We start from the raw sequence: 13,288 nt of genomic DNA on the forward strand, positions 1-13,288 counted from the left end.
AGCGCGTCCGCCGAGCCGGGTGCGTCCACCGAACAGGCCGCACCCGCCGTCGAGATGAGGGGGATCGTCAAGGCGTTCCCCGGCGTCCTCGCCAACGACTCCGTCGACCTCACCGTCCGGCGCGGCGAGATCCACGCCCTGATGGGCGAGAACGGCGCGGGCAAGTCGACCCTCATGTCGATCCTGTACGGGCTGCAGCAGCCGGACTCCGGCAGCATCCGGCTCGACGGCCGCGAGGTCTCCTTCGCCGATCCGAGCCGGGCGATCGCCGCCGGGCTCGGCATGGTGCACCAGAGCTTCAAGCTGTTCCCGTCGCTGACGGTCGCGGAGAACGTGGTCTACCGGGCCGAACCGCGCAGGTTCGGCCTGGTGGACCGGGCCGCCGCCCGCCGCCGTACGGCGGAACTCGCCACCGCGCACGGCCTGGACGTCGACCCGGACGCCAAGGTCGGCGACCTGCCCGTCGGCGTACGGCAGCGGGTGGAGATCCTCAAGCTGCTGCACCGCGGTGCGCAGGTGCTGATCCTGGACGAGCCGACCGCCGTCCTCACCCCCGCCGAGGCGGACTCCCTCTTCGCGGTCCTGCGCTCGCTCGCCGACGAGGGCCGCACCGTGCTCCTCGTCACGCACAAGCTGCGCGAGGTGCTGGAGGGCTCCGACAACGTCACCGTGCTGCGCGACGGCCGGGTTGCCGCCCTGCTCCGCACCGCCGACACCACGGCCGAGGAGATCGCCGCCGCGATGACCGGGCGCGAGGTCGAACTCGACCGCGTCCACCCCGGCGGGACGGTCGCGGACGAGGTGCTGACCGTGCAGGGCCTGAGCCTGCCCGGGGTGCACGACGTCTCGCTGTCCGTACGGGCCGGGGAGATCGTCGGCATCGCGGGCGTCGCGGGCAACGGCCAGAGCGAACTCGTCGAGGCACTCGCCGGGTTGCGGCCCGCCGACGCGGGCCAGGTCCAGATCGCGGGCGTCTACGTGACCCGGGCGAGCGCCGCCGGACGGCGGGCGGCCGGGCTCGCGTACGTACCCGAGGACCGGAGCGAGGTGGGCACCGCCCGCACCGCTTCGATCGCCGAGAACCTCGCGATGGGCCATCACCGCACCCCGCGGCTCTCCCGGCGCGGCCTGCTGCCCCGGGCCGCCGTCCGCGCGCACGCGCTGAGGCTGATCGACCGCTTCGGCATCAAGGCGTCCTCGCCCGACGCGGCGGCGGGCTCGCTCTCCGGCGGCAACCTCCAGAAGCTCGTCATCGGGCGCGAAATCGCCCACGGCACACCGCTGTTGATCGTCGAGCAGCCCACCCGCGGCGTGGACATCGGCGCGATCGAGAACATCCACCGCGAGCTGGTCGCGCACCGCGACGCCGGTCACGCGGTGCTGCTCGTCTCCGCCGAGCTCAGCGAGATCCGCGGCCTGGCCGACCGGGTCCTGGTCATGTACGAGGGCCGGATCGCCGCCGAGTACGACCGGGAGGCGGCCGACGAACGCACCCTCGGGCTCGCGATGGCGGGCGGCGCGGCAGCTGAAACACGCACCAAGAGTTCCAAAAGTCCCACCAAGAGAATGAGTTGACGTGAGCACCCGAATACCGGGCCGAGCACTGCGTTCCCCTGTGCTCCTCTCCGTGGTCGGCGCTCTCGTCGTCGGCACGGTCTTCCTGGTCGGCACGGGGTCCGACCCGCTCACCGCGTACGGCGCGATCCTGGGCGGCGCGTTTGGCGCCGACGGCATCGGCTCGACGCTCGCGAGCGCGACCAGCGTGATCGGTCTCGCCGTGGCCCTCGCGATCCCGCTGCGCGCCGGGCTCCTCAACCTCGGCGGTGAGGGCCAGCTGGTGCTCGGCGGCATCACCGCGGCGGTCGTCGGCCTGTACTCACCACTGCCCGCCCCGCTGACCGTACTGCTCTGTCTGCTCGCAGGCATGGGTGTGGGCGCGGCCTACGCGGCGCTGGCCGCCGTGTGCCAGAACCGCTTCGGGGTGCCGCTGCTGATCAGCAGCCTGCTGCTGAGCTACCCGGCGGTCTCCCTCGCCTCCTACCTGGCGCGCTACCCCCTCAAGGACCCCGCATCCGGCCTCCCGCAGACCAGGCAGCTCCCCGACGGGGTCGCGCTGCCCGAGTTCGGTACGTCGACGGTGACCCTCGGTCTCCTTCTCGTACTGGCCGTGGCCGTCGCCCACTTCTTCGTCGACGCGCGTACCGCCACCGGCTACGAGATCCGCATGTCCGGTCTCAACAGCCGGTTCGCCTCCTACGCGGGCATCGACAGGCCCCGGCTCACCGTCCGGCTGCTCGCCGTGTCAGGGGCGGTCGCCGGGCTGGTCGGCGCGGTCGGCGTGCTGGGCTTCCCGTACCGCTTCACCGACGGCGCGCTCACCTCCGCCGGGGACACCTGGACGGGGCTGATGGCCGCGCTGCTCGCCTCCGCGGCGCCGGTCGGGACGGTGCTCGCCGCGCTGTTCTTCGCGGCGCTCAAGGTCGGCGGGCTGAACATGGAGCGGGTCACCGAGGTGCCGAGCGAGCTGACCGGGATCCTCCAGGCGATCGTGATCGTCTTCCTGGCCGCCAGGTTCACCCTCAAGCGGCGCGGAGCCACCGTTCCCACCCCGGCCCCCGCCCCCGCCGAGAAGAAGGAGAGCGTCTGATGTTCTTCGACTCCGACCTCCTCCTCGCCGCCGTCGGCGCCCTCACCCCGATCCTCCTGGCCGCTCTCGGCGGCGCGATCTGCGAGCGGGCGGGCGTCTTCAACATCGCCCTCGAAGGCACCATGCTGATGGGCTGCTTCACCGCGGTCGCCGTCAGCTGGTTCACCGGCTCGCCCTGGCTCGGCGTGCTGGTCGCGGCCCTCGCCGCGGCCGCGTACTCGCTGATCCTGGCCGTCGGCGCGGTCACCTTCAAGGGCGACGCCGTGGTCCTCGGCGTGGCGATGAACCTCCTCGCCGTCGGCCTCACCGGATTCCTGCTCCGTACGGTCTTCGGCGTCCGGGGCACCTTCGACGACCCCGAGCTGAGGGGTCTCGGCACCATCGACATTCCGCTCGTCCAGGACATTCCCTTCCTCGGGTCCGTCCTGTCCGGGCACACGGGCCTCACCTACCTCTCCTGGCTCACGGTCGACGTCGCCGCCGTGCTCCTGGCCCGCCACCCGTGGGGCCTGCGGCTGCGCGGGGTCGGCGAGAGCCCGGACGCCGCCGCGACCCTCGGGGTGAGCCCCGTGAGGTACAAGTACGCGGCGGTGCTCGTCTCGGGCGCGCTGTGCGGTCTCGCGGGCGCCCAACTGGCACTGGGCAGTGTGACCTTGTTCACCGAGGACATGACCGCGGGACGCGGCTGGATCGCCGTCGTCGCGGTGATGCTCGGCCGTGCCCTGCCCGTCGGCGTGCTCCTCGCGGGGCTGCTCTTCGGCATCGCCGAGGCCGCCGGGTTCCGCCTCCAGGGCCTCGGTCTGCCCCAGCAGGCCACCGACGCCGCGCCGTACGTCGTTACGCTGATCGCACTGTTCCTCACGACGGCCGAGCGCCGCCGCCGCACCCGAGCCCGTACCCCCAGCCGTACTCAACCCCACGCCGGAGTGTCCGAAGCATGACGCAGGACCTGCTGCCCATCACCCGCATCCCCCGCACCGGCCTGCCCCCGCACGCGATCGTGGTCGGTGACCCGGCGCGCGCGGCAGCGGTCGCGGAGCTCCTGGAGAACCCCGAGGAGGTGTCCCACCACCGCGAGTACCGCACCTTCACCGGTACGTGGAAGGGCACCCCGGTCACCGTCTCCTCGCACGGCGTCGGCGGCCCCGGCGCGATGCTCCTCTTCCAGGAACTCGCCGACGCCGGCACGCGGACGATCCTCCGCCTCGGCACCGCGGGCGCCATCGCCTCCGGCATCAACGACGGCGACCTGGTCATCGCCGAGGCGGCCGTGCGCGACGACGGCGTGACGCAGCAGCTCCTGCCGCCCGAGTACCCCGCCTTCGCGTCCCCCGAGAGCGTCCTCGCGCTCCAGCGGGCCGCCCGCGCGGCAGCCGCCCCGTACCACCGCGGTGTGGTGTGGACCCGCGCCGCCTTCCAGCCGGGCTTCGTCGAACTGCCCGTCGACGCGTACACGCGCGCCGGGATCGCCGCGATCGAGATGGAGCTCTCCGCGCTCCTGGTCCTGGCCTCCACCCGCGGCCTCGTCGCCGGCGGTGTCCTGGTCATCGACGGCGTCAACGCCGACGAGCTCACCGACGAGGAGGCCACCGGCGGCTACGACCCGCACCGCGACGTCGTCGCCGAGGGCGTGGCACGCGGCAGCGTCGTCGCGCTGGAGGCGCTGCGGCTGCTGGCGGAAGGCGAGGACGGGCGATGAGCGACCGTGTGGACCTGCTGATTCACGGCGGCGACGTCCTCACCATGGACGAGTCCGGCACCGTCGTCACCGAAGGCTCGGTCGCCGTCCGCGACGGCAGCATCGTCGCCGTCGGCACGGACCTGCCGCACGAGGCGGCCGCGACGATCGACGCGACCGGCTGTCTGGTCCTCCCCGGGCTGATCAACACGCACACCCACCTGGCGATGACCCTCTTCCGGGGCGCGGCCGACGACGTGGACCTCCAGGAGTTCCTGGCCAGGGTGATCCCCGCCGAGGCCGAGCAGCTCACCCCCGGCAACGTCGCCGCCGCCGTACGCCTGGCGATCGCGGAGTCCGTACGGGCCGGGGTGACCTCGGCACTCGACATGTACTGGTTCCACGAGGCCGCCGAACAGGCCGCGCGCGACGCGGGCTGGCGGCTGCACGCCGGGCCGACCTTCATGGACGTACCCGGCCCGCCCGACTCCCGTGCCTACGCCGACCGGCTCGGCTGGGCGCGCCTCAGCCTGGAGTCCCGTACGGCCGCACCCGGCACCCGCCCCGTGGTCTTCGCGCACTCCGCGTACACGCTCGCCCCCGAGCAGCTCGTGGACATTTTCGCGCTGGCCCGCGAGTTCGGCGCGCTGATCCACATCCACGCGTCCGAGAACGCCGGCGAAGTCGCCATGGTTTCCGGGCAGTACGGTAAGCGACCGGTCGAACTCCTCGACGCCCACGGCCTGTTGGGCCCCGACGTGCTCCTCGCCCACGCCGTGGACCTCACCCCCGACGAGATCGCGGCGCTCGCCCACAGCGGTACCTCGGTCGCCCACTGCCCGGTCTCCAACCTCAAGCTGGGCTGCGGCATCGCGCCCGTGCCCGCCCTCCTCGACGCGGGCGTCACCGTGGGTCTGGGCACCGACGGCGCGGTCAGCTCCAACACGCTCGACATGGTCGGCGCGATCCGGCAGGCCGCCCTCATCCACAAGGCGGGCGGCGACCCGACCGCGGTCAACGCCGAGCAGGCCGTCCGGATGGCCACCGTCGAGGGCGCCCGCGCGCTCGGACTCGGTGACGCGCTGGGCTCGCTGGAAGTGGGCAAGCGCGCGGACCTGATCGTCCTCGACACCGGGCGCCCGCACCTCACCCCGCGCCACGACCCGTACGCGATGCTGGCGTACGCCGCCCAGGCCTCGGACGTACGGGACACCGTCGTCGACGGCCGGGTGCTGATGCGCGACCGCACCCTGCTGACCCTCGACGAGGCGACGGTACGGGCCGAGCTGGAGGCCCTGGCATGACCGTCACCGGCACGACCGGCACCGGTACGACCGTCGTTGGTGCGACCGGCACCGGTGCCACTCGCGGATTCACCGGCCGTGCCCGCGCCGCCGACCGCGACCCGCGGCTGCCGCCGGGACAGTACGACGCGCGCGACTCCTGGCCGGTCCTCTCCGCCGAGGTCACCCCCGAACTGGCGCCCGCCGACTGGTCGTTCAGGGTCGATGGCCTGGTCGCGAGCGCGCGGACCTGGTCCTGGGACGACGCGCACGCACTGCCCGCCGCCTCCTACGAGGGCGACATCCACTGCGTCACCAGCTGGTCGAAGTTCGGCGTCCGCTTCGGCGGGGTGTCCCTCGACACCTTCCTCGACGCCGCCGGGCCGCTGCCCACCGCCACCCACGCGGTGGCGTACTCCCACACCGGCTACACCGCCAACCTCCCCCTGGAGGACCTGACCGGCGACCGGGCCTGGATCGTCTGGGAGTACGACGGCGAGCCGCTGCCGCCCGAGCACGGCGGCCCGGCCCGGCTGATCGTGCCCCATCTGTACTTCTGGAAGAGCGCCAAGTGGATCGCGGGAATCACCCTCCTCGACCACGACGCCCCCGGCTTCTGGGAGCAGAACGGCTACCACCACCGCGGCAACCCCTGGGAAGAGCAGCGCTACTCCGGTGACTGACACGTTTACCCCGCCCACCCGCTTCGCCGTCCCCGGCCGCATCGCCGTCAGCAACCGGGCCGCCGCCACCTGGCAGCCCGCGACCCTGACCGAGATCCGCCGCGAGACCCCGAACGCCGCCACCTTCCGCCTCGCGGTCCCCGGCTGGCAGGGTCACCTCCCCGGCCAGCACCTGATGCTGCGCCTGACGGCCGCCGACGGGTACGTGGCCCAGCGCCACTACTCGATCGCCTCCGCCCCCGACGGAAGCGGCCACGTCGAACTGACCCTGGACCACGTCGAGGGGGGCGAGGTCTCCGGGCACCTGCACACCGTGGCCCGCCCCGGCGACGTCTTCGAGGTGCGCGGCCCGCTCAGCGGTTTCTTCGCCTGGCCGGGCGACCGCCCGGCGCTGCTCGTCGGCGCGGGCTCGGGCGTCGTACCGCTGATGTCGATGGTGCGCCACCACCGGCTGCGCTCTCTCACCGTCCCGCTGCGGCTGGTCGTGTCCGCGCGTACGCCGGAGGACCTCATCTACGCCGAGGAGTACGGAGCGGAGACCACCCCGGTCTTCACGCGCACCCCGGGCGGCGGCCGGCTGTCCGCCGCGCACCTGGCCCCGTACATGGACCAGGAGTGGGAGTCGTACGTCTGCGGCTCCAACGCCTTCGCCGAGCACGCCTCCCGGCTCCTGGTCGAGCTGGGCCAGCGGGTGGACCGGATCAGGATCGAACGCTTCGGCTGAGCCGTGAGCCGTGAGCCGTGAGCCGTGAGCCGTGAGCCCGGGGCCGTCGGGCCCCGGGGCTCCTCACATGCGCTCGGCACCCGCCTTGATCGCCTCGCGGATCCGGAAGTACGTACCGCAGCGGCAGATGTTGCGGATGCCGTCCAGGTCGGCCTCGGTGACCTTGCGGCCCTCCTCCTTGACCCGGCGGACCAGGGCGACGGCGGCCATGATCTGCCCCGGCTGGCAGTAGCCGCACTGGGCCACGTCCTGGTCGAGCCAGGCCTGCTGCATCGGGTGCAGGTCGGCGCCGACGGTGTCCGCGAGGCCCTCGATCGTGGTGACCTCGTCGGTCGGCCGCAGGTCCTTGACGGGGATCGCACAGGGGTTGGCGGCCCTGCCGTTGACGTGGCTGGTGCAGGCCTTGCAGACGTTGATGCCGCAGCCGTACTTCGGCCCGGTGATGCCGAGGATGTCGCGCAGCACCCACAACAGCCGTTCGTCGCCGTCGACTTCGACGGTGATCTGCTCCCCGTTGACGCGGAACGTGTGCTCAGGCATGGGAACTCCTGGTTCTGGCCCTGGTCCTAGCGGACGTGCTCCATGCCGTCCGTCGGGGACGCGGGTACGGGCGGAACGGTCGGCTTGGGCTCGAAGGAAAGGGTGGCGTGGTTGATCGGGAAGCTGGTCGGCATGGTGCCCGTGGCCCGGCCGTAGGCGCAGGCGACCGCGGCCATCGACGCGGCGACGCCCAGCTCTCCCGCTCCGCCCGGCTTGCCGGTGGTCGTGGGCATGACGATGATGTCGAGCTCGGGCGGGGTGTTCCACTGGCGGGTGTAGAAGTAGTTGTCCCAACTGGCTTCCAGGAAGTGCCCGTCGCGCAGGTGCAGGCTGGAGGTCAGCGTCTGGGCGATGCCGTCCATGAGGCCGCCCATCATCTGGGCCTCAAGACCGCGCGGATTGACGCAGAGCCCGACGTCCACGGCGCACACGGCCCTGGTGACCCGGGGCCCGGCGACGCCGTCCCGTACCGGCCGGTTGACGGTCTCCGGGCGGCAGTCGATCTCCACCAGCACCGCGCTGGCCGAGTGGTACTCGGAGTGGAAGGCGATTCCCTGCGCGGTGCCGGCCGGCATCGGGCGGCCCCACTTCCCGACCTCGGCGACCTTGTCGAGCACCGCTCGGGCGCGGACGTCGCGCAGGAAGTCCTGCCGGAACCGGTACGGGTCCTTGCCCATCTTCGAGGCGAGAGCGTCCACGACCAGCTCCCGGGCGCAGACGACGTCCGGGGAGTAGACACCGCGCATGCTGCCCGTGTTGAAGCCCTTGTCGGTCTCGCTGAGCAGCCGGCTGTGGACGCCGAAGTCGTACGGCATGTTCTGGGACAGCTGGAAGAAGGTCTCGGAGAAGCCGACGTCGCCCACCGGGAGCTTCGCGGCCAGCGCGGTGAAGACCTCGCCGAGCCCGTGGCTCAGGTCGGTGGCGACGCTGGTGTGCCGCTGCTTGTAGCTGAGCACGGTGGAGCCGAGGTACGCGGCGCGCACGCGGGAGGTGGCCATGGGGTGGGTGCGCCCCTGGCGGGAGTCGTCGGCCCGGTGCCACATGAGCTTGACGGGCTTGCGCATCTTCTGCGAGATCTCGGCGGCTTCGAGCGCCGCGTCGAAGAACAGCTTGCGGCCGAAGGAGCCGCCGCCCTCGGTGACGTGCACGGTGACCGCGCTCGGCAGCATGCCGAGCCGGGCGGCGACGGCGGCCTTGGCGACGATCGGCGCCTTCAGCCCCGACCAGATCTCCGCGCGGTCGGAACGCACGTCGGCGATCGCGCAGTTGGTCTCCAGCGCGCTGTTGCTGCGGAAGGCGAAGGTGAAGGTGGCCTCGACCGTCGGAGTCACCGCCGGGAGCCCCATCGGCAGTTCCGCCCGGCGCAGTTCCTCCCGTACGGACTCGTCGGACTTGCCCTCCGCGCTGCCCGCCTGCCACGACACCTTCAGGGCGCGTACGGCGTCGATGCACCGGCCGAAGGTCCTCGCCCGCACCGCGACGCCGGTGGAGACCGGCACGACGTCGGTGACGCCCGGCATGGCGCGGACCTGTTCGAGGTTGGTGACGGAGCCGACCTTGCCGTTGACGGTCGGCGGACGGCACACCATGGTCGGCAGGGCGTCAGGCACGGCGAGGTCCATCGCGAACTTCTTGCGCCCCGTGACGGCGGCGAGCGCGTCGACGCGGTTCTGCGGCGTACCGATGACGGTGAACTCGCCGCGCTCCTTGAGCGCCACGGACACCCGCCGCGGCGCGCCGCTCGCGGCCTTCTCCGCGAGGGCGCCGATGCCGATGCTCCCGCCCACGAGGTCGGTGACGACACCGGCCTTCAGCGTGAGGTCCTTGACCGCCGCGCCGAGCACGACCGCCGCCGCGTCGAGGAGCCTGCCACGGGCGACGGCGGCGGCGACCCGGACCGGGGTGAAGGTCGCGATGGTGGTGTTGGACGCACCGGTGAACTGGTTGAACGCCAGCTCCGGCCGTGCGTCGGCGAGCGTGACCCGTACCCGCGCGAGCGGTACGTCCATCTCCTCGGCGATCAGCATGGCCGTCGACGTGGTGATGCCCTGCCCGACCTCGGCGCGGGGCAGTGCGAAGGAGACGGTGCCGTCCTTGTTGACCTCGATCGTGATCAGGTTCGAGGTGGGGAGGGCCGCCAGGGTCAGCACGTCGTTGAGGTCGACGAGATCGGTGATGTCACCGGACGGGAGCTCCACCGCCGGCCCTGCGGCCGCCGGGACCCCGGCCGATGCCTCCGGCGCGGAGCCGATCTCGGCGGCGGTCACCAGGGTGGGAGCGGCCAGTACGTAACCGAGGAAACGGCGCCGTCCGATGCCGGACCCGCCTCGTCCCCCGGACCCGCCTCGTCCCCCGGACCCGCCTCGTCCCCCGGACCCGCCTCGTCCCTCGGACCCGCCCTGTTCCTCGGACCCGGCCGAACGGTCGGCTCTGCTCATCGACGACGCCCTTTCCCGTCACTCTTGCGCGGGGCATGACATTACCTGCTTGTGCCCGGCGAACTGACCGGGCGTCAACAGGCGGGCGGCCAGGCGCGGAAGCGCTTCGGGCGGGGCGGGGCATAGGTGCGGACCTTCGAGGTGCTCAGGCCCAGACGGACCAGGGACTCGGCGACGGTGACCGCCGCGGCGACCCCGTCCACGACCGGGACGCCGGTGCGCTCGACGACGCGTTCGGCCAGCCCCGACATGCCTCCGCAGCCCAGGCAGACGACCTCGGCGCGGTCCTGTTCGACGGCCAGTGCGGCCTGCTCGACGATGGCCTCGACGGCGGCCAGGGGATCGCGCTCCAGATCGAGTACGGCCAGACCGCTGGCGCGCACGGAGGCGCAGCGGGCGGCGAGACCGGCGAGGGCGAGCCGGTCCTCGATGAGCGGGACCGCCCGGTCGAGCGTCGTCACGACCGAGTAACTGCGGCCCAGGAACCGGGCGGTGGAGGCGGCGGCCTCGGTGATGTCGACGACGGGCACGTCCAGCAGTTCCTGGAGCCCCTCGCGGCCGTGCTCGCCGTAGCCCGCCTGGATCACCGCGTCGAAGGGGTCGGGGTAGGCCCGTACGGTCTCCATGACGGCGACGGCGGCCAGATGGCTCTCGTAGTTGCCCTCGACGGACTCGGCGCCGAAGGCCGGGGTGAGCGGCACGATCTCGGTTCCCGGCGCGGCGACGGCCGCCGCCTGCTCCCCGATGCTCTTCGTCATCGACTCGGTGGTGTTGACATTGACGACCAGCAGCCGCATGGGGTGTTCCTGCTTCTCTCGACGGTTCTTGCGGGGGATTGCGGGGGAAGGCGCGTGCTTCGTGGGTGTCAGGCGCTGGGCACGGCGATGCTCTCGCCGTCGACGTCCTCGGGCGGGCGGGCGGACCGGCCGGGGAGCACGACGTACAGCAGCCCGGCCAGCAGGGTGCCGATGAACCAGGAGAAGCCCGCGACGGCCGAGAAGTACGGGACGAACGCGACGACGACGGCGAGCGCGGCGGAGGGGACGAGCGCGGCCACGGCCCGCGGGTTGACGCCGCGGCGGTAGGCGTAACTCGCCTGCGGGTCCTCGGTGTACAGGTGCGGCACGTGCACGCGGGTCCTGCGGATCAGCCAGTAGTCGGCCATCACGATGCCGAAGACCGGGCCGAGGAACGCACCGAGGCCGCCCAGGAAGTACTCGACGACGACCGGGCTGTTGTAGAGGTTCCACGGCAGGATGACCAGGCCGAGCACGGCGCTGACGAGGCCCGCACGCCGGAAGTCCAGCTTCTGCGGGAACAGGTTGACCAGTGTGTAGACGGGGGCGACGAAGTTCGCCATCAGGTTCACCGCGACGGTCAGCACGATGAGCGCGAGCGAGGCCAGGACCAGCAGGAACGTACTGGGGATCGCCTGCACGATCTCGGCGGGATTCGTGAGGACCCGGCCGTTCAGCTTGAACTGCGCGCCGCTGAGGACGACCACGATGCCCGCGAAGAACAGCATGTTCACGGGGATGCCGACGAGATTGCCCGCCAGGACGGACCGGTTGCTCTTCGCGGAGCGCGTGAAGTCGCAGAAGTTGAGTACGAACGTGCCGTAGATGACCACCCACAGCGCCGCGGCCTCCAGTACGTGCAGGACGCGGTCGGCACCGGTGAAGGGGTTCCCCGCGTCCATCGCGATCGACCAGTCCGCCTTCGCGAGCATCCACACCGCCAGCGCGAGGAGCGTCAGCAGCACGGCGGGCGCCGCCACCGCGATGTACTTGCGGATGACGTTCATGCCGTAGCTGACGATCAGCACCTGCACCAGCCACAGCGTCAGGAACGAGAGCCAGCCGAGCGCGGAGAGCCCGAGCACGGAGTGCCGCTCCCAGGACCTCAGGCCCGGCACCAGCGTCACGAGCAGCGCGGACAGCACGGACGAGGCCAGATACGTCTGGATGCCGAACCAGGCGACCGCGACACCGCCCCTGATGACCGCGGGCAGCTGGGCGCCCCGGACGCCGAACGCGATCCGGCTCATCACCGGGAACGGCACACCGGTCTTCGAACCCATGTGGCCGGACAGGCTGAGCAGGACGAAGAGGAAGAGGGAGGCGAGCACGAAGGCCGCCAGGATGTCCCACACGCCCATCCCGAGGGCGAAGAGGCCGAGGGCGAAGGCGTAGTTGCCCAGGCTGTGCACGTCGTTGCCCCACAGCGTGAACACGTGGTAGCCGCCCCAGCTGCGCCCGGCCCGCCGGGTCGGCGCGAGGTCGGGGCTGTAGAGCCGCGGGCTGGCACCCGGGGCCCCGGGTGGTATCCCATTCGTACTCGATGCGGCCTGAGCTGTGGTCACGTCAGCCACCCTTCTCAGTGATCCCGGTAGACGAAATCGAGGTTCTGGAGCAAGTGACGGGGACGCTACGGGCGGCACCGAGGGGTGGTCAATAGAAATGGGATACCAAAATTTGGGCGAGGGTGAGGCCAGGAGTAAGGCCGGGGGTGTGGCCGGAGGCCGTCGTTCCCCTTATGCCCTGGATGCCCGCAGGTGTGCCGCCGCCGCGCTGCGGCCCGACTCCAGGTGCTTCTGGACCAGCCCCTCGACGCGCGGTACGTCCCTTGCCGCGATCGCGTCGTAGAGGTCCTCGTGCTCCTTCGCCACGTCCAGGAGGTCGTCATGCCGGACGAGCAGCCAGCGCATCCGGCTGCGCAGCGTGCCCTCCAGCTCGCTCAGCAGGTCGTTCGCGGCCAGTGACGTCACCGTCTCGTGGAAGTCGGCCGCGGCACGCCGTGCCTGCACCGCGTCGCCGCGCCCGGCGGCCGCCAGCTCCGCGTCCAGATCGGCGCGCAGCCTGTCCAGCCCCGCGCGGGTGCGCCGCTGGGCGGCCAGCCGGAACGTCAGCGTGTCCAGTGCGGAACGCACCTCGTCCAGGTCCGCGATGTCCGTGGGGCTGAACTCCCGCACCACCGCCCACGTGCGCGGCCGGGGCGTCACCAGCCCCTCCGCCACCAGAGCCTTGAGCGCTTCACGGACGGGCAGCCGGCTCACCCCGAGCTCGGCGGCGAGCTCACGCTCGACGAGCTTGCTGCCGGGGCGGCGCACACCGTCGAGGATGTCGTCGCGCAGCTGCCGAGTGACCCGGTCCGACTCGGGCTCGAAGTCTTCTGAGGAACCTGCCATGCCGGTCATTCTGTCACCAGCCCCCGGCCGCACCACGGCCCGGCGGAGCCCCCAAGTAAGGTGAACCTTATTTGCCGCCGTCGTCGTCGAAGTGCCCGCTGGAGGACC

General features: G+C 72.0%; 12 protein-coding genes. 7 read left to right on the forward strand and 5 right to left on the reverse strand.

The features are described 5' to 3' along the window. The first annotated feature begins 54 nt into the window (after positions 1 to 54). The 7 genes from ACH4SP_RS08720 to ACH4SP_RS08750 are packed head-to-tail and all read left to right on the forward strand — an operon-like array spanning position 55 to position 7,015. Complete coding sequence (locus tag ACH4SP_RS08720) at positions 55 to 1,575, forward strand: ABC transporter ATP-binding protein (protein ID WP_398411861.1); 1,521 nt, start codon at positions 55 to 57, stop codon at positions 1,573 to 1,575. Position 1,576: 1 nt separating this feature from the next. Continuing rightward, complete coding sequence (locus ACH4SP_RS08725; RefSeq protein WP_398411574.1) at positions 1,577 to 2,647, forward strand: ABC transporter permease; 1,071 nt, start codon at positions 1,577 to 1,579, stop codon at positions 2,645 to 2,647. Beyond that, positions 2,647 to 3,588 carry an ABC transporter permease gene (locus tag ACH4SP_RS08730; RefSeq protein ID WP_398411577.1) on the forward strand — a complete coding sequence of 314 codons (942 nt, stop codon included), beginning with the start codon at positions 2,647 to 2,649 and terminating at the stop codon, positions 3,586 to 3,588. Before ACH4SP_RS08725 ends, ACH4SP_RS08730 begins: the two co-directional genes overlap by 1 nt. Next, positions 3,585 to 4,346 carry a nucleoside phosphorylase gene (locus ACH4SP_RS08735; RefSeq protein ID WP_398411580.1) on the forward strand — a complete coding sequence of 254 codons (762 nt, stop codon included), beginning with the start codon at positions 3,585 to 3,587 and terminating at the stop codon, positions 4,344 to 4,346. The genes ACH4SP_RS08730 and ACH4SP_RS08735 overlap by 4 nt, the downstream gene beginning before the upstream one ends. Further along, on the forward strand, positions 4,343 to 5,629 hold the full coding sequence (locus ACH4SP_RS08740; protein ID WP_398411583.1) for an amidohydrolase: 1,287 nt from the start codon (positions 4,343 to 4,345) through the stop codon (positions 5,627 to 5,629). Before ACH4SP_RS08735 ends, ACH4SP_RS08740 begins: the two co-directional genes overlap by 4 nt. Further along, positions 5,626 to 6,291 carry a sulfite oxidase-like oxidoreductase gene (locus ACH4SP_RS08745; RefSeq protein ID WP_398411585.1) on the forward strand — a complete coding sequence of 222 codons (666 nt, stop codon included), beginning with the start codon at positions 5,626 to 5,628 and terminating at the stop codon, positions 6,289 to 6,291. Before ACH4SP_RS08740 ends, ACH4SP_RS08745 begins: the two co-directional genes overlap by 4 nt. Beyond that, entirely contained in the window at positions 6,284 to 7,015 is a 732-nt protein-coding gene (locus ACH4SP_RS08750; protein ID WP_398411587.1) for a ferredoxin reductase, read from the forward strand. The genes ACH4SP_RS08745 and ACH4SP_RS08750 overlap by 8 nt, the downstream gene beginning before the upstream one ends. 63 nt (positions 7,016 to 7,078) lie before the next feature. On the opposite strand, the gene ACH4SP_RS08755 is transcribed toward ACH4SP_RS08750, so the two are convergent. From ACH4SP_RS08755 to ACH4SP_RS08775, 5 genes are all read right to left on the reverse strand, one after another. Then, positions 7,079 to 7,555: a (2Fe-2S)-binding protein gene (locus ACH4SP_RS08755; RefSeq protein ID WP_398411590.1), complete on the reverse strand. Its 477-nt coding sequence runs from the start codon at positions 7,553 to 7,555 to the stop codon at positions 7,079 to 7,081. Between the two features lie 26 nt (positions 7,556 to 7,581). Continuing rightward, on the reverse strand, positions 7,582 to 9,993 hold the full coding sequence (locus ACH4SP_RS08760) for a molybdopterin cofactor-binding domain-containing protein (protein ID WP_398411593.1): 2,412 nt from the start codon (positions 9,991 to 9,993) through the stop codon (positions 7,582 to 7,584). 74 nt (positions 9,994 to 10,067) lie between these two features. After that, on the reverse strand, positions 10,068 to 10,790 hold the full coding sequence (locus ACH4SP_RS08765; RefSeq protein ID WP_398411595.1) for an aspartate/glutamate racemase family protein: 723 nt from the start codon (positions 10,788 to 10,790) through the stop codon (positions 10,068 to 10,070). A 68-nt stretch (positions 10,791 to 10,858) separates the two neighbouring features. Continuing rightward, positions 10,859 to 12,355, reverse strand: a complete 1,497-nt coding sequence (locus tag ACH4SP_RS08770; protein WP_398411598.1) for an NCS1 family nucleobase:cation symporter-1 — start codon at positions 12,353 to 12,355, stop codon at positions 10,859 to 10,861. Between the two features lie 171 nt (positions 12,356 to 12,526). Then, entirely contained in the window at positions 12,527 to 13,189 is a 663-nt protein-coding gene (locus ACH4SP_RS08775; protein WP_398411600.1) for a GntR family transcriptional regulator, read from the reverse strand. Positions 13,190 to 13,288: the final 99 nt, after the last annotated feature.

Origin of the sequence: Streptomyces sp. NPDC021093, assembly GCF_044333135.1 — a bacterium.
Classification (GTDB): Bacteria; Actinomycetota; Actinomycetes; order Streptomycetales; family Streptomycetaceae; genus Streptomyces.